The sequence below is a fragment of the Pseudomonas sp. PS02303 genome (genome assembly GCF_029959925.1).
In the GTDB taxonomy this organism is placed as follows: Bacteria; Pseudomonadota; Gammaproteobacteria; order Pseudomonadales; family Pseudomonadaceae; genus Aquipseudomonas; species Aquipseudomonas mandelii.
On record NZ_JASCOM010000075.1, the window covers coordinates 1 to 24563 of the forward strand.

The following is a 24563-nucleotide window of genomic DNA, read 5'->3' on the forward strand; positions in this document are numbered from 1 at the left end:
GAGCAGGCTCGCTCCCACCTTTGATCGCATTCCTTCTGGAGGAACTCGGTCAACTGTGGGAGCGAGCCTGCTCGCGATAGCGTCCTCGAATACGCCAATTATTCCTGAGGTTTAGCAGCCGCCTGCCAAACAATCTCGGCAACCCCCTGCCGCTTGGCTATCACCCTCGCCACCACAAACAACACATCCGACAGCCGATTGATATACGCCAAGCCAACCCCGGCCAACGGTTCAATCGCATTCAAACGCTGACACCGCCGCTCCGCGCTGCGCGCCAGGCTTCTGCACACATGGGCCTGGGCAATCAGCGCTGAACCTCCCGGCAGAATGAAATTCTCCAGCGGCCCCAACTCCTCATTCCACAGATCGATCGCCGTTTCCAGCCGTTCGATTTCCGCTGCATTCAACGCCTGATACTCCGGCATCGCCAACTCGCCGCCGAGGTCGAACAACCGATGCTGGCAAGGCGCCAAAACCTCAATCACCTCGTTCAAACCCGGATTTGCAGCACTTTCTGCGGCCAATCCGGCCAGCAGCACGCCCACTTGGCTGTTCAGCGTATCGACTTCGCCAATGGCCTCGATCCGCGGGTGGTCCTTGGGCACGCGGCGACCATCGCCGAGCCCGGTTTCGCCTTTGTCGCCGGTGCGGGTGTAAATCTTCGACAAGCGAAAGCCCATGGGTTACCTCGATAGCTGATTGAGTTCTTGAGAGATGACGGGGGAACCGGCCAGCGGCAGGCGCAAAGTGAAACAGGTGCCTTGGCCCGGCGTCGATTGCACCTCCATCTGCCCCTTGTGGTTATTGGTGATGATGAAATACGAGACCGACAAGCCAAGGCCTGTGCCCTGACCGATTTCCTTGGTGGTGAAGAACGGCTCGAAGGTGCGTTTGCGCACGTTCTCGCTCATGCCGATACCGTTGTCCTCGACCTGGATTTCGGCCCACGGCGGATTCAGCCGGGTGCGCAGAATGATTCGCCCGGGTTCACTGTCGTCTTCACGTTGGTGAATGGCCTGGGCGGCGTTTTTCAACAAATTGAGCAGCACTTGTTCCAGTTCGTTGGCCGTGCCGGGCACCGGGCCCAGCGCCGGGTCGAACTGACGGATGATCGCCTGGCCCTTGAAGTCGAAACCGATGGCCAGGTCGAAGTCGTTACCGGCGATTTCCACCGCCTGATCGATCAGCGCCGGCAGGTCGCACGGGGCCATTTGCCGGGTGCTGCGGCGGCTGAAGCTGAGCATGTGCGTGACAATCTTCGCGGCCCGGGCGCCAGCCTGTTGAATGCCATCAAGCAACTGCGGTACTTCGCGCAATTGCAGGTATTTGTTGACCGTGTCCAGGGAAATGCCGGCTAGCTCAGCCTGTTCGAGGTTCTTCGGCAAGTCAGGTGACAGGCGTCGCCGAATGTTCTGTACGTTGTGCAGGATCGCGCCCAACGGATTGTTGATCTCGTGGGCCATGCCCGCGGCGAGGCCACCGACCGAGAGCATTTTTTCTGACTGCACCATCATCTCTTCCAGCGACAGACGCTGGGTGATGTCATCGATCCGGATCACCACGCCGCGCCCGGCGCCGCCCATCAGCGGGTAGAAGGTCAGGGCGTAATGCTTGGGTTCATCGTCCTTGAACCAGGTCACGCGCTCGATCTTCGCCACGGTGTGCTGCTCGACGGTTTGCTTGAGCTGCGGCAGAAATGGCTTCAAGGGTTCGAAGGCGAGGAAGATCGGCTGGTTCAAGGCTTCGTCCAGACGCGTGCCGGACAGCGCACTGGCTTCCTGATTCCACTGGGTCACGTAGAGCTGCTCATCAAGGGCGATCAGGGCCGACGGCATTGAGTCGATGATGCTGTTGAGGTAGTTCTGGAAACCGGTAAGTTTTTTCTCGATCTTGCTGCGCACCTGGACTTCGAGTTCCAGCTTGCGATTGGTGTGGCGGGTTTCTTCGGCCAGGCCTTGCGCCTGATCGTAAGCCGCCTGGGAATCGTCCCGGGCCCGTTTGAGCTGCTGCTCCCGGGCTTCGATCCGCGAGAGCATGGTGTTGAAGGCCTCGGCGAGGCTGCCGATTTCGTCGTGGTTGCCACGGGAGGCGCGCAGGGCGTAGTTCTCTTCGCGGGTCACTTGCCGGGACAGTTCTTCGAGCTGATGGATCGGCCGGGTAATCAGGCGCTTGATTTGCCGGGCGATCACCAGCCATAACAGCACACTGAAGATCAGAATGCCCAGGCTGGCAGTCAGGGTCCCGGTGTAGAACGCCATTGGCAGTTCACTGCTGGCCACCAACAACAGGTGGCCCGGCGCGGTGCCAGGGCGGGGCAGGGTGATGATCTGATTGCTGCGAAACTCGGTGGCCTGCCAGGCTTCGATATGCCGATAGCGTTCTGGCAGTTGCAGCTTCTCGCCATGTTGCAATTGCGCCAATCGCTCACCCTTGCCGTCATACAAGGCCGCCGCCCGCAGCGGTGAATAGCTATTGAGTTCGTTGAGCAGGCGTTCCGCGCTTTGCGGCGACTTCAAGGCGTCGGCCACCAGGCTCGGGTTGGACACCAGTCGGCCGATGGTCTGCAAGGCCTGGGGCGCCATGCTTTCCTGAGAGATGTAATACGCGGCGCTGATAAAGGTCAGGTTGGCGACCAGCAGGATGGTGATCAACAGCACGAGCAGGGCGGCCAGCAGTTTCTGGCCGACCGGAAGGTTTTCGAGACGCTGGCGCAATGGCATCAGGTTCATCGCTGAAAAGGAACAAGTGGCCAGCGTAGCCGCTGCTCAGTCGCTGGGCAATCCAAGGCTTTGAAGATGGGCAATCAGCCGCTGCTGTAATTGATTGAGGTGGGGCAGGTTCAACTGGTGCCGCGAGGCCACTTTGCAGACATAGCCCAGCAGATAGCTGATTTCGGTTCGGCGCTGGCTTGCGACGTCCTGGTACATCGAGGAGTAATTGGCCGCGGTGGCATGGATCACCCGTTCGACTTCCTGTTGCAGGTCCTCGGCGGCTGCCGGCTGACCGCAGCGTTCCAGCAAGTCGGTCAGTTCGACGCAAAGGGTGGCGACTTCGCAATGGTGTTCCTGCAAGCCGCCGTTGCGGCAATCGTGCAGCACGGTCAGCGGATTGATCGCACAGTTGAGCGCCAGTTTGCGCCACAGCCTCGTGAGAATGTCGGTGCTCCATTCGTGAGGAATACCGGCGGCAGTCAAGTCGTCCAGCCAGATCGGCGCGACCGGATGACCGGCATCCCCCAGCCAGGTGTAGCCGTGACCGGCGAACACCACACGCCAGTCGCCATCGCGAAACGCGCCTTCGGTGCTTGAGGCGCATACACAACGCGCTTGGGGAGCCTGCGCGGCGACGGCGTCCTGGCTGCCGAGGCCGTTCTGCAACAGGATCAGTTCGGCATCAGGCGCCAGGCGCGGCGCCAGTTGCGCCACGGCCTTTTCGGCATCGTAGGCTTTGCACGCCACCAGCAGACGGTGGATCGGCTCGTTGCCGTGGGGTGTTTCACCGGGGATGTCATAGGTGCTGGCTTCGCCGTGTTCCACCAGCGTCAGCCCTCCGGCCGCCTGATAAGCCTGCAAGCGTTGCTCATCGCGCAGGATCAACCGGACCGGCACCCCGGCCCGCGCCAGGCGGGTGGCCCACAAGGTGCCGAGGCTGCCGGCGCCCAATACATGCCAGGTGGTGGACATCAGCTTTTTGCTCGGGTTGGCACAGGCATGTGAGGCTCGCAGTATCGGTTGGAAAAGACCCGTTATAATGAGCCCGATTTTAACCGCAAGCCAAGCGCGCGCCATCGCTATCGAGCGCGCCTTTTATTGGAGAGATTACATGCCGTCGTTCGACGTGGTATCCGAACTGGACAAACACGAAGTCACCAACGCGGTCGAGAACGCCGTCAAGGAACTCGATCGCCGTTATGACCTGAAAGGCAAGGGCACCTTTGAATTCAAGGAAAAGGACCTGACCGTCAACCTGACCGCCGAGGCTGACTTCCAGCTCGAAGCAATGATCGAGATCCTCAAGCTGGCCCTGGTCAAGCGCAAGATCGACGTGCAGTGCCTTGAAGTCAAGGATGCCTACGCGTCGGGCAAGCTGATGAAGCAGGAAGCCGTCCTCAAGGAGGGCATCGACAAAGAGCTGGCGAAGAAAATCGTCGCTCACGTCAAGGACGCCAAGCTCAAGGTTCAGGCCGCCATTCAGGGCGAGCAAGTGCGCATCACCGGTAAGAAACGTGATGATTTGCAGGAGGCGATTGCAGCTCTGCGCGCCAAAACTTTCGATATGCCGCTGCAGTTCAACAACTTCCGCGACTGACCTAGCAATGCGGGAACCCTGTGGGAGCGAGCCTGCTCGCGAAAGCGGTGGGTCATTCATTGGTGATGTCGACTGATCTGCCCTCTTCGCGAGCAGGTCGGATCGCCGCACCGTCGCTCCCACCCGGATTGTGCTTAACCCAGGAGAAAGTAGATGGATTTGAATACCGAAGTGGACAACCTGGTCAAGGCATCCCAAGCCTGGATCCCGATGATCATGGAGTACGGCAGCCGCGTGCTGCTGGCAGTCATTACGCTGGCAGTCGGATGGTGGTTGATCAGCAAGGTGGCGCAAAAGCTTGGCGGCCTGCTGGCGTTGCGTAATGCCGACCTCGCGCTGCAAGGTTTCATCAGCAGTCTGGCGAACATTATTCTCAAGGTTTTGCTGGTAGTCAGCGTGGCATCAATGATCGGCGTGGAAACCACTTCGTTCGTGGCGGCCATTGGTGCGGCGGGTCTGGCCATCGGTCTGGCCTTGCAGGGCAGCCTGGCAAACTTTGCCGGCGGCGTGCTGATTCTGTTGTTCCGTCCATTCCGCATCGGTGACTGGATCGAAGCCCAAGGCGTTGCCGGTACGGTCGACAGTATCCAGATTTTCCACACCGTACTGCGCACTGGCGATAACAAGACCATCATTGTGCCTAACGGCAACTTGTCGAACGGTATCATTACCAATACAAATCGTCAGCCAACCCGCAAAGTTGTATTTGATGTGGGCGTGGACTACGAAGCGGACTTGCAGAAGGCCCGTGAAGTGTTGCTGGATTTGGCCAAAGATGAACGCATCCTGGCAGAACCTGCACCACAAGCCGTGATTTCGACCCTGGGAGACAGTTCGATTACTGTTTCGCTGCGTGTTTGGGTGAAGACCGCGGATTACTGGGATGTGATGTTCATGTTCAATGAACAGTCCCGTGATCGTTTGAAAGCGGCGGGTATCGATATTCCGTTTCCACAGCGGGTTATTCGTGTGGTTCAGGAAGCAGCAGTGTAGTAACAACGTTTTTACTTGGCTGCTCGGTCAAGTTAAACGCAAAAACCCAAGAGTCGATAAGACGCTTGGGTTTTTTTGTGGCTGTCTCTAAAGAAAAGTTAGCTGCCTACTGTTGTTCGTGTGAACGTTATTAACCTGCGAATTTAACACCGGGCAGGCATAAAAAAACCGCCCACCTGAGAGGGTGAGCGGTTTTTGCTTAGAGCCAGGCTCTACGGTACTTCCGGTCTTACACCCTGATTACAGGATGCTCAGCGGGTACTCGATGATCAGACGAGTGTCATAGTTGTCGGATGCGTAGCCGCTGTACGCGCCGTTCGAGCGGTAGTTAGCGAAACGTGCACGGAAGGACAGGTCTTTAGCTGGACCTTCCTGGATAACGTACTTGGACTCAACGTTCCACTCGTTTTCCTTGCCTTCACCCAGACCATTGGTCTTGATGTTGTCACCCATTACGTAACGGGTCATGAAGCTCAGACCAGGAACGCCGTAGGTCGCCATGTTCAGGTCGTAGCGAGCTTGATAGGATTTCTCCTCGCGGCCCACGAAGTCGGAGATCTGAATGGAGTTGGAAACGAAGATGGTGCTGTTGCCGTCAACGCCGTAGTAGTAAGCGTTGTCGCCGCTGGACTGCTGGTAAGCAAGGGTGAACTTGTGAGCGCCCAGGCTATAGGCAGCTGCCAAGGACCACAGGTTGTTGTCCACACCCAAGGTGCCGTCGCCGATGGCGTCAACCTGGTCACCACGTTTATCGCCTTTGGTTTTGTAACCGTTAAGGTCGAAGTTCAGGGACTGATTGTCAGCGATTGGCAAGGTGTAGTTCAGGTTGACGTAGTACTTTTTGAAGTACTCTTCAGCGTCCGATGCCGCTACGGCACCGGTGAAGTTGTCGGTGAAGGCATAGCTGGCGCCGAAGATATTGATGCCGTCGCTCAAGCCTTTGCCGTGGTTGCCATCTTCATCTGGCAGGCCGCCGATGCTGTCACGACCCATACCGGTTTGTTTGCTCAGAGCGGTGAAGCGACCGGCGCTCAGTTCCAGGCCTTTGATCTCTTTGGAAGTGATCAGGGTACCGGTAGCAACTTCTGGCAGCATACGGCTGTCGTCGGTAGCGAATACTGGGCTGGCAACAAACTGCTGGCCGTATTTCAGGACAGTGTCGGAAAGACGCAGTTTAACTGCACCGCCAATCTTGCCTTGGGATTTTTCAGGGTTGTTATCGCTATCGACTGCGAACAGACCGGTACCGCGGTGGCCCGTACCGCCGTCAAGTTTGACTGCGCCCATTGCCATTGCATCGAGACCGAAGCCTACGGTGCCTTGAGTGAAGCCCGACTCGTAAGTCAGCAATTGGCTGATACCGGACTCCTGACGGTAGCCGGAGTCTGCGTTGTTGCTTGCACCGTTCTTGAAATCGCGGTTCATGTACTCAAAACGGGTTTTGAGTTTCAGGCTTTGGTCGCCAAAGAAACCCTTGGATTCTTCCTGGGAAGAGGCCATTGCGAACTGCGAGGTGCCTGCTGCAACAGCAACTGCGATCATGCTCCACTTCATCACGCGCATCGTGATTTGCTCCTTTGGTTTTTAGAAGAGTACTGCCGTCCCACCTGTTTTATTATCTGGGCGGCTCTTTCTTTTTGTGTCGGCGCAAACTTATATCACGCCGACCATGTTGGCGATACTTGCGTATCTAACCTTTCAGCTTCTTTACGACCCTGTCGCAAACAGCTTGGTAGATGTCGCAAATTTACTGCCTCGACGCAAGCGGATTGGCAACTTTAACGTTGTTTTCCAAGGCTTGTGCATCGCTAAAAAGAGTCCCTGGTGAAACGTTTGAATCTCCATTGGGCAACCCTGCCGCTATTTTTATTGGCCTTGAGGCTTCCACTTCCAGCGGAGGCTTCCAAAGCTATGTGGGTGTGAATGCAACAAGCGTGCACAAACCAGAATTCTGTAGCTGTTTTTTTCTGGAAACCTGCCTGTCGCTATAAAAACCTCATGAAACCGGGGGCTTCAAGCGTGTTTTTTGTACGCTTGACGCCGTGCATTGCATGGTGTTGCACCACTGGAACGGAAAGCGTGACAACGAAAAATGTTACCGGTTCACCCCTCGTTGAGTAATTCTCGGATGCTGACGCACTCAGCGTAGACGCACTGTGCGGTTTTGGTGCAAAAAATCTTAATCACTGTGCTGATATCAAACAGTGCGGTAACGGACTCATCTGGAACTTTTCATTGGTTATCAGTCATTTCAGCATTTTTGGCGTGGTCTGCGGTTCTGTAATGGTGCGCCGTGAGCAAAAAAGGCCCATTTAGGGGCGCTCGTGCGGCGTGAAGGCAGTGGCGTTCACGGGTATGCTGGCGTCCTGTCGCTTGGTGCGCAGCCTGTCAGGATGGGCGCTAAGCTGAAAAATGATGACCTGGCGGGAGTGCGCGCGGTGTTCGCTTTAGATCCACGACTTCAACAAGACACGCTACCGATTGGCGATTTCCCGCTTTGCCGGTTGCTGTTATCCAATGATTCGAACTACCCCTGGTTCATCCTGGTGCCACGCCGTGAAGATATCAGTGAGATATTTCAGTTAGGTGTCGCAGATCAACAGCAGCTGTGGCAGGAAACGACCGCGCTGGCGGAACTGCTCAAGGATTCGTTCGACGCCGACAAGCTGAATGTCGCGGCGCTGGGTAATGTCGTCAGTCAGTTGCACATGCATGTCATTGTGCGCAAGCGTGAGGACGCCGCCTGGCCAGCCCCGGTCTGGGGCAAACACCCGGCCGTGCCTTACAGCGCAGCGCAAATTGCGGCCATTCGCGAGCGCCTGCGTCTGCTGTTAACCGAACATTTCACGTTTCTGGAGGGTTGAATCATGAGCCTGGAAGATCGCGTTACCGATCTGGAGAGCCAACTGGCGTTTCAGGATGACACCATCCAGTCATTGAGTGATGTGCTGGCAACGCAGCAGCGCGCCGTTGAACGCCTGCAATTGCAGATGGCTGCATTGCTCAAGCGCCAGGAAGAAATGGCCGGGCAGTTCGAAACCTTCGAAGAAGAAGCACCTCCGCCTCATTATTGAAACCGCAGGCAATAAAAAACCGCGAACAGCTCAGCTGCTCGCGGTTTTTTTTAGCCTTGAATCAGCGACGCGGTAATGCAGCGATCACATCTTCGGCTTGCAGCCCTTTGTCACGATTCATGACAGAGAACTCCACGCGCTGGCCTTCAACCAGAACACGGTGACCTTCGCCACGAATGGCCCGGAAATGCACGAAAATATCATCGCCGGAATCACGGGAAATAAAGCCGAAGCCTTTGGAGGTGTTGAACCACTTGACGGTGCCGGTATCGCGGTTGCTCATGTCGTAGCTTGGCGAGGCGGCGGCCGGCGAGGATTTGTAGAAGCTGATAGCCAGGTGCAGGAGAACGGCGATCAGTGCAGCCACCAGGCTGAACAGGACGGCAGGTTGACCGGCGATGACAGGCATCGGCGCGAGCAACGTCAGGGTTTGCAGGACGACGGCCAGGACCAGCAGGGCGCTGACCAGGTTTTGCAGTTGGTGACGAGGACCTTTGTTCCAGTAAGGGATAACCGGAGCGAGGGTCAGGTTAAGCAGGCCGAAAAAGGCCAGGTACAGCGCAGCGGGTTGTTGCAGGTAAGGAGCAGCTTCGGGTTGCAGGCTAGGGATGAAGGACAGCAGCAAAGCTGCTGCGCCCATTAGCAGGTGGACGATTTTCAACATTTTGATTAACTCACGTTAAGACGGATCACAAGGAAGAGCTGATGGAGCACGGTTCGCTTCAGAACAATAAGAGGCGTTGGACACGTACCCGGTACCAGCCTATGCGCAGCCCCCGAAAAATAGGCGGTCGCGACGCACGGTCTATTTAACAGCAAAGCCTGCAGCTACTCAAATCAGGCAGTCCAGCGGTGCTTCGCGGGGCGATTTGTCGCAGGTTATTGTGCAATCCCGGGCGGCGAGGGGGTGGCAGGCTTGCTAGAGTGGTCCTGCACCTGTTGGATGAACTCATCACCTTTAGGGGAAAAACATGGCAATCGATATCGGTATCAGTGAAGAGGACCGCAAGTCCATCGTTGACGGGCTTTCGCGTCTGCTGTCGGACACTTATGTGCTGTATTTGAAAACCCATAACTTTCATTGGAACGTCACAGGTCCCATGTTTCGGACCCTGCACCTGATGTTCGAGGAGCAATACAACGAGTTGGCCCTGGCCGTCGATTCGATTGCCGAGCGCATTCGCGCCCTCGGGTTTCCTGCCCCCGGCGCCTATTCGATTTATGAGCGGCTGTCTTCTATTAAAGAAGAAGCTGGTGTGCCGAGCGCTGAAGACATGATCAAGCAGCTTGTCGATGGGCAAGAGGCGGTCACCCGTACCGCCCGCGGAATCTTTCCGCTGCTGGAAAAAGTCAGCGACGAGCCGACGGCTGACCTGCTGACCCAGCGCATGCAAGTCCACGAAAAAACCGCATGGATGCTGCGGTCTCTGCTGGATCAGTAATATCGTCACTACGCGAATGACGCCCGTCGGGTGTTATTCGCGGTCTTTTGCCTTCTTCAAATCGCTTTTAAGCTCGTTAAAAATCGTCTGGCGGCGTAGGAAAATAGCCGGCCTAGGACGCTCTCCATGATCGCCCTTCAGTTGTTGGCTTATCCTACGTCGATGGTCATAAAGTCATCTGGATATACCTTTGCGCCTGCGCTTTTATAGGGCCACGGAGAGTGCTCTTACAGAAGGCAAGGATGACAAAGGAGTGTCAACGATATGGATTACGAAGACAGGCGAAGCGAGGGGAGGGTCAGTCCGGTCAAGGAGATAAGGATTGATCCATTTGTCAGCGAATTTGATATGGGGCTGGCCCGGCCTTTATCCCGGTCGGTGCGGTTGAACGGCTTTGCCACCTGCTTGCGGCTTGAGCAGGTGTACTGGGATATTCTGGGCGATATGGCCAAGGTCAATTGTTGTACGGTCAGTGCGCTGCTGTCCCATGTGGATCGCGAAGTGCACTTGCGTCATGGCGGGGTCAAGAACTTTACCGGGCTGGTGCGGGTTGTCTGCGTCGTGCACAGCCTGAAAGAAGGGGGCAGCGTCGCAATGCCCTAGCCACGCAGGTGATCGGACAGAGTGTCAGTCTGTGCAGTCTTACGGCTGCACAGGCTGCATTTAATGGATATAATCCCGCTCTTTGCCGCAAAACCCAGCGTGCGCGGTAGCAATCTGATCGCCGAGACAACCCCCATGCCGATGTACGACTATCAATGTGCTTCCTGTGGTCATCAGTTGGAAGCCATTCAAAAGATCAGCGCAGCACCGCTGGTCGACTGCCCTGCCTGCCAGGCGCCAGAGCTTAAAAAGATGCTGTCCATGCCGGGCTTCCGCCTGAGCGGCACCGGCTGGTACGAAACCGATTTCAAGACCGGTTCCAAGAAGAATCTGGCCGGCGGCGACAAAGCTGACTAAGGTCTGGAACCTGAGTTGAACGACACGCGCGAGCTCTTGCAACACCTGCAAGGCCTCCAACCGAATTTCGATTACGAGAAGTGAAACCACTACCATGATGCGCAGCCATTATTGCGGCCAACTGAACGAAGCCCTGGAAGGCCAGGAAATTACCCTTTGCGGATGGGTGCACCGTCGCCGTGACCACGGTGGGGTGATTTTCCTCGATATTCGTGATCGTGATGGTCTGGCCCAGGTGGTTTTCGACCCGGACCGCGCCGAGAGCTTCGCCGCCGCCGATCGCGTGCGCAGCGAATACGTCGTGAAGATCACCGGCAAGGTTCGCCTGCGTCCGGCGGGTGCCACCAACGCCAACATGGCGTCGGGCATGATCGAAGTGCTGGGCTATGAACTGGAAGTGCTGAACGAGTCGGAAACCCCGCCGTTCCCGCTGAACGAGTTCTCCGACGTCGGTGAAGAAACCCGCCTGCGCTATCGCTTCCTCGACCTGCGTCGCCCGGAAATGCTCGAGAAGCTGCGTCTGCGTTCGCGCATGACCACCAGCATCCGTCGCTTCCTCGACGAAAACGGCTTCCTCGACGTCGAGACGCCGATCCTGACCCGTGCCACGCCAGAAGGCGCTCGCGACTACCTGGTGCCGAGCCGTACCCACGCCGGTAGCTTCTTCGCCTTGCCGCAATCGCCGCAGCTGTTCAAACAACTGTTGATGGTCGCCGGCTTCGACCGTTACTACCAGATTGCCAAGTGCTTCCGCGACGAAGACCTGCGCGCCGACCGTCAGCCGGAATTCACCCAGATCGACATCGAGACCAGCTTCCTCGATGAAAAAGAGATCATGGCCATCACCGAACAAATGATCCGCAACCTGTTCAAGGAAGTGCTGGACCTGGAGTTCGGCGACTTCCCGCACATGACCTTCGAAGAAGCCATGCGTCGTTACGGTTCCGACAAGCCTGACCTGCGCAACCCGCTGGAACTGGTTGACGTTGAAGACCAGCTGAAAGACGTCGACTTCAAGGTGTTCAGCGGCCCGGCCAACGACCCGAAGTGCCGTATTGCCGCCCTGCGCGTTCCAGGCGCTGCGAGCATGCCGCGCAAGCAGATCGACGACTACACCAAGTTCGTCGGCATCTACGGTGCCAAGGGCCTGGCGTACATCAAGGTCAACGAGCGCGCCAAAGGTGTTGAAGGCCTGCAGTCGCCAATCGTCAAGAACATCCCTGAAGCCAACCTCAACGTGATCCTCGATCGTGTTGGCGCGGTCGATGGCGACATCGTGTTCTTCGGCGCCGACAAAGCCAAGATCGTCAGCGAAGCCCTGGGCGCGCTGCGGATCAAGGTCGGCAACGACCTGGACCTGCTGACCTGCAAGTGGGCGCCGATGTGGGTTGTCGACTTCCCGATGTTCGAAGAGAACGACGACGGCAGCTTCACCGCCTTGCACCACCCGTTCACCGCGCCGAAGTGCACCCCGGAAGAACTGGAAGCCAACCCGGCGATCGCTCTGTCCCGTGCCTACGACATGGTTCTGAACGGCACCGAGCTGGGTGGCGGTTCGATCCGTATCCACCGCAAGGAAATGCAGCAGACCGTGTTCCGCCTGTTGGGTATCAATGAAGCGGAACAGGAAGAGAAGTTCGGCTTCCTGCTCGACGCCCTGAAATACGGCGCGCCGCCGCACGGTGGCCTGGCTTTCGGCCTGGACCGTCTGGTCATGCTGATGACCGGCGCCCAGTCGATTCGTGAAGTGATCGCTTTCCCGAAAACCCAGAGCGCGGCTGACGTCATGACTCAGGCACCGGGTGCTGTAGATGCCAAGGCATTGCGCGAACTGCACATTCGTCTGCGCGAAACACCAAAGGCTGAGTAAAGCTGACCGCAAAGGCGCATCCTTCCGGGATGCGCCTTTTCTTTAGGTCGAGATTTTTTGTTGCTGGCCGACACAACGTGCGCGGCGGGCGATGTTTCAAAGAGAAATTCGGAGCGAGATATGGCGGGTCATTCCAAGTGGGCGAACATCAAGCACCGCAAAGAACGTCAGGATGCCAAGAAGGGCAAGATTTTCACCAAGTGGATTCGTGAGCTGACCGTTGCGGCCCGTCAGGGCGGCGGTGATCCGGGTTCCAACCCGCGCCTGCGCCTGGCGCTGGACAAGGCGCTTGGTGCGAACATGAGCCGCGACATCATTGATCGCGCAGTCGCCCGCGGTGCCGGTGCAGCCGATACCGACGACATGGTCGAACTGACCTACGAAGGCTACGGCCCGGGTGGCGTGGCGGTGATGGTCGAGTGCATGACCGATAACCGTAACCGCACCGCAGCTGCTGTTCGCCATGCGTTCAGCAAGTGCGGTGGCAACCTGGGGACCGACGGTTCGGTGGCTTATCTGTTTGAGCGCAAGGGGCAGATTTCCTACGCGCCAGGTGTCGATGAAGACGCGCTGATGGAAGCGGCCATGGAAGCTGACGCCGATGACGTGGTCACCCATGAAGACGGTTCGATTGACGTGTTCACCTCGTTCGCCGGCTTCTACTCCGTGCGTAACGCGCTGGAAGCGGCAGGTTTCAAAGGTGATGATGCGGAAATCGTGATGCTGCCGACCACCAGCGCTGAACTGGACCTGGAAGGCGCCGAGAAGGTGCTCAAGCTGATCGACATGCTTGAAGACCTGGATGACGTGCAGAACGTCTACTCCAACGCGGATATTCCAGAGTCGGTGGCCGCACAGCTGGGTTGATTGATCTGCAATACTCTTGAAGCCGGAAGTGCAGGCGGTGATGTTTTACCGCCAGGCATGTCCGGCTTCTGCCTTTACGCCGAGCAAGCAATTGCCGGCAGGCATCATTTTTGAGCTGCAGGCGTTATGACTTTAATTCTTGGTATCGACCCCGGTTCGCGCATCACCGGTTATGGCGTGGTACGCGATACCGGGCGTGGTTGCGTGTATGTGGCGTCGGGCTGCATTCGCACCGGGTCCGGCGAACTGCATGAGCGTCTGCAAATCGTCTATCGCGGTGTGCGTGAAGTCATCCAGACCTACTGCCCGGTGACCATGGGCATCGAAAAAGTCTTTATGGCGCGCAATGCCGATTCTGCCCTCAAGCTTGGTCAGGCCCGGGGCGCCGCGATCGTGGCGGGTGCCGAAGAAAGCCTGGAAATCGCTGAGTACACCGCAACCCAGGTCAAACAAGCAGTGACCGGCACCGGTGCCGCCAATAAAGAGCAAGTGCAGATGATGGTCATGCACATGCTGAAATTGACCAGCAAGCCGCAAATCGATGCTTCGGATGCCCTGGCCATTGCCATTTGCCACGCGCATACCCGTTCCAGCCTGTTGCCCCATGGCCTGGGAACGGCACGCAGTCGTGGCGGGCGCCTGCGTCTCTGATAGCATCAGCAATCATTTTTAGCGAATGAGGGTTTTGCGCCTGTGTTGTCGGCGCAAACCCCTTGTTCTGTCAGTCGCCAGTCATTGATCTGGCCAACGCTCAAGGATCTGAAACGTGATTGGACGCTTGCGCGGCACACTGGCTGAGAAACAGCCGCCGCACCTGATTCTGGATGTAAACGGTCTGGGGTATGAGCTGGAAGTGCCCATGACCACGCTCTATCGCTTGCCGTCGGTCGGTGAACCACTGACCTTGCACACCCATTTGGTCGTACGTGAAGACGCGCAGTTACTCTATGGCTTCTTCGGCAAGCGTGAGCGAGACTTTTTTCGCGAGTTGATCCGTCTCAATGGTGTGGGGCCGAAATTGGCCCTGGCATTGATGTCGAGCCTGGAAGTGGATGAGCTGGTCCGTTGCGTGCAATCCCAGGACACCTCGGCGCTGACCAAGGTGCCGGGCGTGGGCAAAAAGACGGCCGAGCGTTTACTGGTGGAACTCAAGGACCGGTTCAAGGCTTGGGAAACCGTGCCGGCGATGTTCGCCCTGGTGCCGAACCAGCCGGGCGGGCCTGATGTGGCGCCGGTTGCCACCGCCGAAAATGACGCGGTCAGCGCGCTGATATCCCTGGGCTACAAGCCGCAGGAAGCCAGCAAGGCGATTTCCGCGATCAAGGAGAAAGGTTTGAGCAGTGAAGACATGATTCGTCGTGCCCTGAAGGGAATGATCTAAGTGATTGAAGCTGATCGTCTGATTGCCGCCACGCCCGGCCCTCGCGACCGCGAGGAAGTCCAGGACCGGGCGATTCGCCCCGTCAGCCTGGCCGAGTACATTGGCCAGCCGACCGTTCGCGAGCAAATGGAGTTGTTCATCCAGGCCGCACGCGGGCGTAACGAGTCCCTGGATCACACGCTGATTTTCGGCCCGCCGGGTCTGGGTAAAACCACCCTGGCCAACATCATCGCCCAGGAAATGGGCGTGTCGATCAAGAGCACTTCGGGCCCGGTGCTTGAGCGCCCGGGTGATCTGGCGGCGCTGTTGACCAACCTTGAGCCCCACGACGTGCTGTTTATCGATGAAATCCATCGGCTCTCGCCGATCGTCGAGGAAGTGCTGTACCCGGCCATGGAAGATTTCCAGCTCGACATCATGATTGGTGAAGGGCCGGCTGCGCGCTCGATCAAACTGGATCTGCCGCCGTTCACCCTGGTGGGGGCGACGACGCGGGCCGGCATGCTGACCAACCCGTTACGCGACCGCTTTGGCATCGTCCAGCGCCTGGAGTTCTACAACACCGCCGACCTGGCGACGATTGTCAGTCGTTCGGCGAACATCCTCGGCTTGCCGCTGGACCCGGAGGGCGCCTTTGAGATCGCCCGTCGTGCCCGTGGCACGCCGCGGATCGCCAACCGTTTGTTGCGCAGGGTTCGGGATTTCGCCGAAGTGCGTGCCAAGGGCCACATCACCAAACCGATCGCCGACCTGGCCTTGAACCTGCTGGACGTCGACGAGCGTGGCTTCGATCACCAGGACCGGCGCCTGCTGTTGACCATGATCGAGAAGTTCGACGGTGGGCCGGTGGGTGTGGACAGTCTGGCCGCAGCGATCAGCGAAGAGCGTCACACCATTGAAGACGTGCTGGAGCCATATTTGATCCAGCAGGGCTACATCATGCGCACGCCGCGGGGGCGAGTGGTCACTCGGCACGCGTATCTGCACTTCGGTTTAAACATTCCGTCACGATTGGGCGAGATGCCCGTTGTAGACGAGTTCCTCGATGCGGTAGACGATTAATCACCTTTCGGGCCGATTTATTCGGGATTTGCGCGGTCCTAGGACCGTGCTTTTGCCAGAAAGCCGCGAATCAATGAAAAACAGTTGCCTGGCCGGATTGGCAACCTGAGGAGTAAGCACTAGAGTATGCGCGCGCAAAACGGGCTTGAGCCTTTCGCACTTCGTTGTCGCGTTTATTACGAGGACACCGATGCGGGCGGCATCGTGTATTACGTCAATTACCTCAAGTTTATGGAACGGGCTCGAACCGAGCGGCTCCGGGATCTGGGCTTTGCCCAGTCCCAGCTGGCAGGAGAGGACCTGTTGTTTGTCGTGCATTCCAGCGAAGCGCGTTATCACGCGCCGGCGCGACTGGACGACGAACTTCTGGTAAGCGCTGAAGTAATCGAATTGAACCGTGTCAGCCTGCGCTTCAAACAGCAGGTCAGGCGAGCCACGGATAATGCGCTGCTCTGCGAAGGGCAGTTTCTGGTGGCCTGTGTGCGCACTGAAAGTTTAAAACCCCGGGCCATTCCCGAAGCTCTACGTGCGGCCTTTGCCGACGTGAGCGGCGCGGGTACACACTCAAAGCAGGAGATAAAGCGTGGAAGCTAACGTCGTCGACCATTCCTCCATGTGGAGCCTGGTCAGCAATGCCAGTATCGTGGTGCAACTGGTAATGCTGATCCTGGTAGCCGCATCGGTGACCTCATGGATCATGATCTTTCAGCGCAGCAACCTGCTGCGCGCCGGTCGACGTGCCCTGGAGAGCTTTGAAGAGCGCTTCTGGTCCGGCATCGACCTGTCCAAACTCTACCGTCAGGCCGGTAGCAACCCGGACCCGGATTCGGGCGTCGAGCAGATCTTCCGTGCCGGTTTCAAGGAATTCTCCCGTCTGCGTCAGCAGCCAGGCGTTGACCCGGAAGCGGTCATGGAAGGAGTGGCCCGTGCCATGCGCGTCGCCATTTCCCGCGAAGAAGAAAAGCTCGAACAGAGCCTGCCGTTCCTCGCTACCGTCGGTTCCGTCAGCCCGTACATCGGTCTGTTCGGTACGGTCTGGGGGATCATGAACTCCTTCCGTGGCCTGGCCACTGCCCAGCAAGCGACCCTGGCCACCGTGGCTCCGGGTATCGCCGAAGCACTGATTGCTACCGCGATCGGCCTGTTCGCAGCCATCCCGGCCGTTATCGCTTACAACCGTTTCGCTGCTCGCAGTGAAACCCTGCTGGGCCGTTACTACACCTTCGCCGATGAATTCCAGGCGATCCTGCACCGCAAAGTGCACACCAGCGAAGAATAAGCAGGTAATTTCCAATGGCTTTAATCGCTCGAGCTCGCAAAAAGCGCAAGCCGGTTGCCGAGATGAACGTGGTGCCTTACATCGACGTGATGCTGGTGCTGCTGGTCATCTTCATGGTGACCGCTCCGATGCTCAATCAGGGCGTGAAAGTTGATCTGCCCAAGGTTTCCAGCGAAGCCTTGCCGCAGGACAACAACACCCAGGTCCTGACCATTTCGATCAAGGCTGACAAGACCTACTACTGGAACCTTGGCAGCGAAGTCGACACTGAAAAGCAACAGGACAAGGCCATGACCTTGCCGCAGATGACTGACGCGGTGACCAAGATCATTCGCGCCGGTACTGAAGGCGGCAAGCGCACCCAGGTGTTCATCCGCGGTGACAAGACCGTCGATTACGGTTCCGTGATGGGCGCCATGGGCGGGTTGCAGAAAGCCGGGGTCGGTAATGTTGGCTTGATTACCGAGGCACCCTGATGCAGCAAATGCGAGAGCCGTCCGCCTCGGAAAGCTACTTCTGGCCTAGTGTCCTGGCGATTGTCTTGCACGTGCTGGTGTTCGGCATGCTGTTCGTCAGTTTCGCCTTCACACCGGAGTTGCCGCCGGCCAAGCCGATTGTCCAGGCGACCTTGTACCAACTGAAATCGAAAAGTCAGGCGACCACCCAGACCAATCAGAAGATTGCGGGTGAGGCGAAGAAATCCGCCGCGCGTCAGACCGAAGTCGAACAGATGGAACAGAAAAAGATCGAACAGGAAGCGATCAAGGCCGCGGAACAAAAGAAGGAAGATGCGGCTCAAAAAGCCGAAGAATCCAAGAAGGCCGACGAGACCAAGAAAGCGGAAGAGGCAAAAAAGGCTGATGAAGCCAAGAAAGCCGATGAAGCGAAGAAGACCGCCGAAGCCAAAAAGGCCGAAGAGAAACAATTGGCTGATATAGCCAAGAAGAAATCTGAAGAAGAAGCCAAGAAAGCGGCTGAAGAAGAGGCCAAGAAAGCGGCCGCTGAAGAAGCCAAGAAAAAGATTGTCGAAGACGCGAAGAAGAAAGCCGCGGAAGACGCCAAGAAGAAATCCGAAGCTGAAGAGGCGAAGAAGAAAGTCGCCGAAGACGCGAAGAAGAAAGCTGCTGCCGATGCTGCGAAGAAAAAATCGCAGGAAGCGGCGCGTAAATCCGTCGATGAGAAAAAAGCTCAGGCCCTGGCCGATCTGCTTTCCGACACGACGGAGCGTCAGCAGGCCTTGGCGGATGAAACGGGTGATGAAGTCGCGGGTAACTTCGACGATTTGATTCGCTCGCGTGCTTCCGAAGGTTGGGCGCAGCCACCGTCGGCCCGCAAGGGCATGAAAGTGATTCTGCAAATCAACATGCTGCCTGATGGAACAATCTCCGGCGTATCGGTTGCCAAGTCCAGCGGTGATGTACCGTTCGACAGTTCAGCGGTAGCGGCGGTAAAAAATATTGGTCGATTGACCGAAATGCAGGGTCTGAAGCCAGCTGATTTCGCACCCTATCGTTCATTCAAGATGACATTCACACCTGAGGATCTAGCCTTGTGAGAAACCTTCTTCGAGGACTGCTTGTCGTCATGTTCTGCTTTGCAGGACTGGCCACAGCAGATGAAAAAAATATCCTGGTCAGCAGTGGTAGCTCCCAGGCAACTCCAATTGCCGTAGTGCCATTCGGTTTCCAGGGCGGCACCGTGCTGCCGGATGACATGGCCGAAATCATCGGCAACGACCTGCGCAACTCGGGTTACTACGCGCCGATTCCAAAGCAGAACATGATCAGCCAGCCGAGCCAGGCCAGCGAAATCATTTTCCGTGACTGGAAGGCGATCAACGCTCAGTACATTATGGTCGGCAGCATCGTTCCAGCGGGCGGTCGCCTGCAGGTTCAATACGCTCTGTTCAACGTCGCCACCGAACAGCAAGTGCTGACCGGCAGCGTGTCGGGCAGCGTCGATCAACTGCGTGACATGGCGCACTACATCGCCGATCAGTCGTTCGAAAAACTCACCGGTATCAAAGGTGCGTTCTCGACACGCCTGCTGTACGTGACGGCCGAACGTTTCTCCGAGAAGAACACGCGCTACACGCTGCAACGCTCGGACTATGACGGTGCCCGCGCCGTGACTCTGCTGCAATCGCGCGAGCCGATCCTGTCGCCGCGTTTCGCACCGGACGGCAAGCGCATCGCTTACGTTTCGTTCGAGCAGAAGCGTCCGCGTATCTTCATGCAGAACATCGACACCGGTCGCCGTGAGCAGATCACCAACTTCGAAGGCCTCAATGGCGCGCCTGCCTGGTCGCCGGATGGCAATCGCCTGGCATTCGTACTGTCGAAAGACGGTAACCCGGACATCTACGTGATGAACCTGGGCTCGCGTCAGATCTCTCGCGTCACCAATGGTCCCGGCATCAACACCGAACCGTTCTGGGGCAAGGATGGTTCGACCATCTACTTCACCTCCGACCGTGGCGGCAAGCCACAGATCTACAAAACCAGCGTCGGTGGTGGCGGTGCGGAACGCGTGACCTTTATTGGTAACTACAACGCCAACCCTAAACTTTCGGCTGATGAAAAGACCCTGGTGATGATTCACCGCCAGGATGGCTTCACTAATTTCAAGGTGGCGGCCCAGGATTTGCAGCGCGGTAGTGTAAAGATCCTCACTGATAGCACTCTGGACGAGTCGCCTACTGTTGCGCCCAACGGCACCATGGTAATCTACGCCACCCGCCAGCAGGGCCGGGGAGTCTTGATGCTCGTGTCCATTAATGGACGCGTAAGGCTCCCGCTTCCTACCGCACAAGGCGAAGTCAGAGAACCTTCCTGGTCCCCTTACCTGAACTGACGCGGCGCTACACGTTTTACTTAACACACTGGGGTTCATTAGGAGTTTCACGATGGAAATGCTGAAGTTTGGTAAATTTGCTGCGCTGGCTCTGGCCATGGCTGTAGCTGTAGGTTGCTCGTCCAAAGGCGGCGACAATGCCGGTGAAGGCGCTGTTGATCCAAACGCTGGTTACGGCGCTAACACTGGTGCCGTTGATGGCTCCCTGAGCGAAGAAGCTGCTCTGCGCGCAATCACTACCTTCTACTTCGAATACGACAGCTCGGACCTGAAGCCAGAAGCCATGCGCGCTCTGGACGTTCACGCCAAAGACCTGAAAGCAAACGGCGCTCGCGTTGTTCTGGAAGGCAACACCGACGAACGTGGTACTCGTGAGTACAACATGGCACTGGGCGAGCGTCGTGCGAAAGCCGTTCAGCGTTACCTGGTACTGCAAGGTGTTTCCCCAGCTCAGCTGGAACTGGTTTCCTACGGCGAAGAGCGTCCAGTTGCTACCGGCAACGACGAGCAGTCCTGGGCTCAAAACCGTCGCGTCGAACTGCGTAAGTAATTCGTCATGCGAACGTGCCGTCGTGCTGTAACTGTTTTGGCTCTCAGCCTCGCACCGCTCGCGGTGTGGGCTGCGGTTCCTGTGGTCGATAACGACTCCGGCTATAACAATAGCGGGAGTAGCAATCCGCCTGCGGGTTACGGTACGAACGGCGCCTATGCCGGGGGAGGGGTTTCGACCCCTGTCTCGGCACAGGGCGAGCTGTTCAACCAATTGCAATCCATGCAGGAGCAGATTTCACGCCAACAGGGTGTGATCGAAGTTCTGCAGAATGATGTAGCGCGCATGAAGCAAGAGAGCCTGGAGCGATATCAGGATCTTGATCGGCGCATAGGAACCGGCGTTGCACCAGCCGCGACTCCTGATAATTCTTCCACCGGTGGCAGTTTGAATGCCCCCGGTGCCGCCGCTGGCGCAGGTGCAGGAGCGACCGCCGCTCAAGCACCTGCTGCGGGTAGCGAACCGGCTGATCCGGCGAAGGAAAAACTGTATTACGATGCAGCCTTCGACCTGATCAAAGCCAAGGACTTCGACAAGGCCAGTCAGGCTTTTGCCGCATTCCTGCGCAAGTACCCGAACAGCCAGTACGCGGGCAATGCCCAATACTGGTTGGGCGAAGTCAATTTGGCCAAAGGCGATCTGCAAGGTGCAGGTCAGGCATTTGCCAAGGTTTCGCAGCTATACCCCAAGCACCCCAAAGTGCCTGATTCGCTGTACAAGCTGGCTGATGTAGAACGCCGCCTCGGTCACACCGACAAGGTCAAAGGCATTCTGCAACAGGTTGTGTCCCAGTATCCGGGCACTTCCGCTGCGCAGCTGGCCCAGCGTGATCTGCAAAAAATGTAAGGGCCGCTTGACCCGTTTTGAAGAAACCCGCGCCTGTCGCGGGTTTTTTCGTTAGAATTCACGCCCTTTTTCTGAAACACGCTTTTTGGGATCTGCGCGTTGGCGGGGTTCCTTGAAGTGCCTGACGGAGGCGGACAGCCTGTTTAGCTGTTATGCCCGTGGCGACTATGCAAGACACATTGAGAATCACCGAAGTTTTCTACTCGTTGCAGGGTGAAACGCGGACTGCCGGGCTGCCCACAGTTTTTGTGCGCCTGACCGGTTGCCCATTGCGTTGCCAATACTGTGATAGCGCCTACGCGTTCACCGGCGGCACCATTCGCCCCCTCGACGACATCCTCGAGCAAGTGGCCGGTTTCCGTCCGCGTTACGTCTGTGTCACCGGTGGCGAGCCGCTGGCGCAACCCAATGCCATCCCGTTGCTCAAGCAGTTGTGTGACGCCGGTTACGAAGTGTCGCTGGAGACCAGCGGCGCGCTCGACATCTCGGCGGTCGATCCGCGGGTCAGTCGGGTCGTCGACCTGAAAACCCCGGGTTCGAAAGAAGCACACCGCAACCGTTACGAAAACATCGAACTGCTCACGCCCAACGACCAGGTGAAGTTTGTCATCTGCTCGCGGGAAGACTACGACTGGGCGGTGTCCAAGCTGATTCAGTACGGCCTGGACACGCGTGCGGGCGAAGTGCTGTTTTCGCCAAGCCACCATGACCTGAATGCGCGGGATCTGGCTGACTGGGTGGTGGCGGACAACCTGCCAGTGCGTCTGCAATTGCAGCTGCATAAATATCTTTGGAATGACGAGCCGGGGCGCTGAGATGACTGAACAACTGAACACTGCTGAAAAACGTGCGGTCATCCTGCTGTCCGGCGGTCTCGACTCCGCGACGGTCGTGGCCATGGCCCGTGCTGAAGGCTACAGCTGCTACACCATGAGCTTCGATTACGGTCAGCGGTCTCAAGCAGAGTTGCACGCCGCAGAACGAGTCGCCCGCGACCTGGGCGTGGTCGAGCACAAGGTGATCGGCCTCAATTTGAACGGTATGGGCGGCTCGGCACTGACCGACAGCAGCATCGACATTCCTGAAGAGCTGGGGGAAGGCATTCCAGTCACTTATGTGCCGGCGCGCAACACGGTGTTTCTGTCTCTGGCGCTGGGTTGGGCTGAAGTGCTCGGCGCGCGCGACATCTTCATCGGCGTGAACGCGGTGGATTACTCCGGTTACCCGGACTGCCGTCCCGAATTCATCGAGTCCTTCGAGCGCATGGCCAATCTGGCGACAAAGGCCGGTGTAGAGGGCAATGGCTTCCGCATCCAGGCGCCACTGCAGAACCTCAGCAAGGCACAGATCGTCCAGGCAGGCGTGAAGCTGGGGGTCGATTACGGGCTGACCGTTTCCTGCTATCAGGCGGACGATAATGGTCGTGCGTGCGGCAAATGCGACAGCTGCCGACTGCGTGCAGAAGGCTTTGCAGCGGCCGGCGTGAGCGACCCAACACCTTATTTTTGATTTATTTCAAATTAGGTGTTGAATAGTCCTTAAAAATCAGTATTATACGCGCCACCACACAGCGGGTCGTTAGCTCAGTTGGTAGAGCAGTTGGCTTTTAACCAATTGGTCGTAGGTTCGAATCCCACACGACCCACCATTTTTGTAGCAGTTTTAAAAGTCTGGAAGGCCCACGCAAGTGAGGATTTCCGGATTTTTTTTTGTCCGCGATTTGACCTCGGCTCAACGCGGGGTTGCACCGCGTGACGCAGGTCAGAATCATCTTTTGCATCCACGGGATATTCTGTAGCCTTGCGCAGCCTCACCGATGTCCGTGCCTGATGATACTCACTCTCCCGGCGGTACCCTGAAGGGTCCGGAGCCGGGTGTATACTCGACTTTCGCGCGAAAGCGCCTGCAGGTCTTGCGAACATGACGCAAATTTCCGAACGCCTTCTGGTTCAAGCCCACCTCGACGCCAAGCAGCCCAAGCCGCTGACCGTTGAAGAGGAAGCTTTTTACCGTGCCGCCATCGCTGCCGAGCTCAAGGCTCAGGACGCGGTGCTGGTTGCTCACTTCTATTGCGATCCGGTGATTCAGGCCCTGGCCGAAGAAACCGGTGGTTGCGTCTCCGACTCACTGGAGATGGCGCGCTTCGGCAGTGCTCACCCGGCCAAGACTGTGCTGGTCGCCGGTGTGAAGTTCATGGGCGAAACCGCGAAAATCCTCAATCCTGAAAAACGCATTCTCATGCCAACCCTGGAAGCGACCTGCTCGCTGGACCTGGGTTGCCCGGTGGATGAGTTTTCGGCGTTCTGCGATCAGCATCCGGAACGCACGGTGGTGGTGTATGCCAACACCTCGGCGGCGGTCAAAGCCCGGGCGGATTGGGTGGTAACGTCCAGCTGCGCGCTGGAGATCGTCGAAAGCCTGATGGATAACGGCGAAACCATCATCTGGGGCCCGGACAAGCATCTGGGCACTTATATCCAGCGCCAGACCGGTGCGGACATGCTGCTGTGGGACGGTGCCTGCATCGTTCACGAAGAGTTCAAGTCCAAGCAGCTCGAAGACATGAAGGCGCTGTACCCGGACGCCGCGATTCTGGTGCACCCGGAGTCGCCGACCTCGGTGATCGAACTGGCGGACGCCGTCGGTTCCACCAGTCAGTTGATTGCGGCGGCACAGAGCCTGCCGAACAAGACCCTGATCGTCGCCACCGATCGCGGCATCTTCTACAAGATGCAGCAGCTGTGCCCGGACAAGGTCTTCATCGAAGCCCCAACGGCTGGTAACGGCGCAGCGTGCCGCAGTTGCGCGCATTGCCCGTGGATGGCGATGAACACCCTTGAGCGCACGCTGAAGTGCTTGAAGGAGGGGACGAACGAGATCTTTGTGGATCCGGCGTTGATTCCGCAGGCGATTCGGCCGTTGAAGCGGATGCTCGATTTCACCCAGGCTGCTCGGATGAAACTGGCCGGTAACGCTTAAGTACTCGCAAAAACTGTGGGATCAAAACTGTGGGAGCGAGCCTGCTCGCGATGGCGGTGCGTCAGTCACATGTATGTTGACTGAAGCACCGCCATCGCG

27 protein-coding genes and 1 tRNA gene are annotated in these 24563 nt (G+C 57.6%); 23 read left to right on the plus strand and 5 right to left on the minus strand.

Going from position 1 to position 24563, the window contains the following annotated elements; genetic code table 11:
• Positions 1-98 precede the first annotated feature (98 nt).
• The 3 genes from QMX98_RS17380 to QMX98_RS17390 are packed head-to-tail and all read right to left on the minus strand — an operon-like array spanning position 99 to position 3683.
• Positions 99-680, minus strand: a complete 582-nt coding sequence (locus QMX98_RS17380) for a cob(I)yrinic acid a,c-diamide adenosyltransferase (protein WP_282411142.1) — start codon at positions 678-680, stop codon at positions 99-101.
• A 3-nt stretch (positions 681-683) separates the two neighbouring features.
• Positions 684-2720, minus strand: a complete 2037-nt coding sequence (locus QMX98_RS17385; RefSeq protein ID WP_042933026.1) for a HAMP domain-containing sensor histidine kinase — start codon at positions 2718-2720, stop codon at positions 684-686.
• Between the two features lie 45 nt (positions 2721-2765).
• On the minus strand, positions 2766-3683 hold the full coding sequence (locus QMX98_RS17390; protein WP_282411143.1) for a putative 2-dehydropantoate 2-reductase: 918 nt from the start codon (positions 3681-3683) through the stop codon (positions 2766-2768).
• A gap of 139 nt (positions 3684-3822) precedes the next feature.
• Between QMX98_RS17390 and QMX98_RS17395 the strand changes: the two genes are divergently transcribed.
• Positions 3823-4308 carry a YajQ family cyclic di-GMP-binding protein gene (locus tag QMX98_RS17395; protein WP_007906601.1) on the plus strand — a complete coding sequence of 162 codons (486 nt, stop codon included), beginning with the start codon at positions 3823-3825 and terminating at the stop codon, positions 4306-4308.
• A 153-nt stretch (positions 4309-4461) separates the two neighbouring features.
• Positions 4462-5301, plus strand: a complete 840-nt coding sequence (locus tag QMX98_RS17400) for a mechanosensitive ion channel domain-containing protein (protein WP_221107164.1) — start codon at positions 4462-4464, stop codon at positions 5299-5301.
• A 240-nt stretch (positions 5302-5541) separates the two neighbouring features.
• Here QMX98_RS17400 and QMX98_RS17405 read toward each other — a convergent pair whose 3' ends face one another.
• Positions 5542-6864: an OprD family porin gene (locus tag QMX98_RS17405; protein ID WP_282411144.1), complete on the minus strand. Its 1323-nt coding sequence runs from the start codon at positions 6862-6864 to the stop codon at positions 5542-5544.
• 875 nt (positions 6865-7739) lie between these two features.
• Between QMX98_RS17405 and QMX98_RS17410 the strand changes: the two genes are divergently transcribed.
• Together QMX98_RS17410 and QMX98_RS17415 are read left to right on the plus strand one after the other, a co-directional pair.
• Entirely contained in the window at positions 7740-8165 is a 426-nt protein-coding gene (locus tag QMX98_RS17410; protein ID WP_042933027.1) for an HIT domain-containing protein, read from the plus strand.
• Between the two features lie 3 nt (positions 8166-8168).
• Positions 8169-8375, plus strand: coding sequence for a SlyX family protein (locus QMX98_RS17415; protein ID WP_010457497.1), 207 nt, complete (start codon positions 8169-8171; stop codon positions 8373-8375).
• Between the two features lie 61 nt (positions 8376-8436).
• On the opposite strand, the gene QMX98_RS17420 is transcribed toward QMX98_RS17415, so the two are convergent.
• On the minus strand, positions 8437-9039 hold the full coding sequence (locus QMX98_RS17420) for a cold-shock protein (protein ID WP_010457494.1): 603 nt from the start codon (positions 9037-9039) through the stop codon (positions 8437-8439).
• Between the two features lie 307 nt (positions 9040-9346).
• Here QMX98_RS17420 and QMX98_RS17425 point away from each other — a divergent pair, with 307 nt between their 5' ends.
• From QMX98_RS17425 to nadA, 19 genes are all read left to right on the plus strand, one after another.
• Positions 9347-9817, plus strand: a complete 471-nt coding sequence (locus QMX98_RS17425; RefSeq protein ID WP_010457493.1) for a Dps family protein — start codon at positions 9347-9349, stop codon at positions 9815-9817.
• 264 nt (positions 9818-10081) lie between these two features.
• Positions 10082-10420 (plus strand): ribbon-helix-helix domain-containing protein, encoded by a 339-nt coding sequence (locus QMX98_RS17430; protein WP_010457491.1) that lies wholly within the window; start codon positions 10082-10084, stop codon positions 10418-10420.
• Positions 10421-10555: 135 nt separating this feature from the next.
• Positions 10556-10777 carry a zinc ribbon domain-containing protein gene (locus tag QMX98_RS17435; RefSeq protein ID WP_010457489.1) on the plus strand — a complete coding sequence of 74 codons (222 nt, stop codon included), beginning with the start codon at positions 10556-10558 and terminating at the stop codon, positions 10775-10777.
• A gap of 94 nt (positions 10778-10871) precedes the next feature.
• Complete coding sequence (gene aspS, locus QMX98_RS17440) at positions 10872-12647, plus strand: aspartate--tRNA ligase (protein ID WP_042932630.1); 1776 nt, start codon at positions 10872-10874, stop codon at positions 12645-12647.
• A gap of 120 nt (positions 12648-12767) precedes the next feature.
• On the plus strand, positions 12768-13514 hold the full coding sequence (locus QMX98_RS17445; RefSeq protein ID WP_282411145.1) for a YebC/PmpR family DNA-binding transcriptional regulator: 747 nt from the start codon (positions 12768-12770) through the stop codon (positions 13512-13514).
• Between the two features lie 126 nt (positions 13515-13640).
• Positions 13641-14165, plus strand: coding sequence for a crossover junction endodeoxyribonuclease RuvC (gene ruvC / locus QMX98_RS17450; RefSeq protein ID WP_282411146.1), 525 nt, complete (start codon positions 13641-13643; stop codon positions 14163-14165).
• Positions 14166-14280: 115 nt separating this feature from the next.
• On the plus strand, positions 14281-14895 hold the full coding sequence (ruvA, locus tag QMX98_RS17455) for a Holliday junction branch migration protein RuvA (protein ID WP_077748709.1): 615 nt from the start codon (positions 14281-14283) through the stop codon (positions 14893-14895).
• On the plus strand, positions 14896-15957 hold the full coding sequence (ruvB, locus tag QMX98_RS17460; RefSeq protein WP_008147374.1) for a Holliday junction branch migration DNA helicase RuvB: 1062 nt from the start codon (positions 14896-14898) through the stop codon (positions 15955-15957).
• 126 nt (positions 15958-16083) lie between these two features.
• The gene (ybgC, locus tag QMX98_RS17465; protein ID WP_010457477.1) at positions 16084-16551 is read left to right on the plus strand and encodes a tol-pal system-associated acyl-CoA thioesterase; all 468 of its coding nucleotides are present in this window, start codon (positions 16084-16086) and stop codon (positions 16549-16551) included.
• Positions 16541-17236: a protein TolQ gene (gene tolQ / locus QMX98_RS17470; RefSeq protein WP_008147369.1), complete on the plus strand. Its 696-nt coding sequence runs from the start codon at positions 16541-16543 to the stop codon at positions 17234-17236. Before ybgC ends, tolQ begins: the two co-directional genes overlap by 11 nt.
• Before the next feature lie 23 nt (positions 17237-17259).
• Entirely contained in the window at positions 17260-17712 is a 453-nt protein-coding gene (gene tolR / locus QMX98_RS17475; protein WP_161807482.1) for a protein TolR, read from the plus strand.
• Entirely contained in the window at positions 17712-18791 is a 1080-nt protein-coding gene (gene tolA, locus QMX98_RS17480; protein WP_010457470.1) for a cell envelope integrity protein TolA, read from the plus strand. The genes tolR and tolA overlap by 1 nt, the downstream gene beginning before the upstream one ends.
• A 29-nt stretch (positions 18792-18820) precedes the next feature.
• A complete protein-coding gene (tolB, locus tag QMX98_RS17485) occupies positions 18821-20089 on the plus strand; it encodes a Tol-Pal system beta propeller repeat protein TolB (RefSeq protein ID WP_187699818.1) in 1269 nt (422 codons plus the stop codon).
• A gap of 52 nt (positions 20090-20141) precedes the next feature.
• On the plus strand, positions 20142-20639 hold the full coding sequence (pal, locus tag QMX98_RS17490) for a peptidoglycan-associated lipoprotein Pal (RefSeq protein ID WP_003178634.1): 498 nt from the start codon (positions 20142-20144) through the stop codon (positions 20637-20639).
• Between the two features lie 6 nt (positions 20640-20645).
• Positions 20646-21485: a tol-pal system protein YbgF gene (ybgF, locus tag QMX98_RS17495; protein ID WP_282411147.1), complete on the plus strand. Its 840-nt coding sequence runs from the start codon at positions 20646-20648 to the stop codon at positions 21483-21485.
• A 167-nt stretch (positions 21486-21652) separates the two neighbouring features.
• Entirely contained in the window at positions 21653-22300 is a 648-nt protein-coding gene (gene queE / locus QMX98_RS17500; RefSeq protein WP_077748728.1) for a 7-carboxy-7-deazaguanine synthase QueE, read from the plus strand.
• A 1-nt stretch (position 22301) separates the two neighbouring features.
• On the plus strand, positions 22302-22994 hold the full coding sequence (gene queC, locus QMX98_RS17505; protein WP_145309231.1) for a 7-cyano-7-deazaguanine synthase QueC: 693 nt from the start codon (positions 22302-22304) through the stop codon (positions 22992-22994).
• 63 nt (positions 22995-23057) lie between these two features.
• Positions 23058-23133, plus strand: a tRNA-Lys gene (locus tag QMX98_RS17510).
• 272 nt (positions 23134-23405) lie between these two features.
• Entirely contained in the window at positions 23406-24464 is a 1059-nt protein-coding gene (gene nadA, locus QMX98_RS17515) for a quinolinate synthase NadA (protein ID WP_077748706.1), read from the plus strand.
• Positions 24465-24563 lie beyond the last annotated feature (99 nt).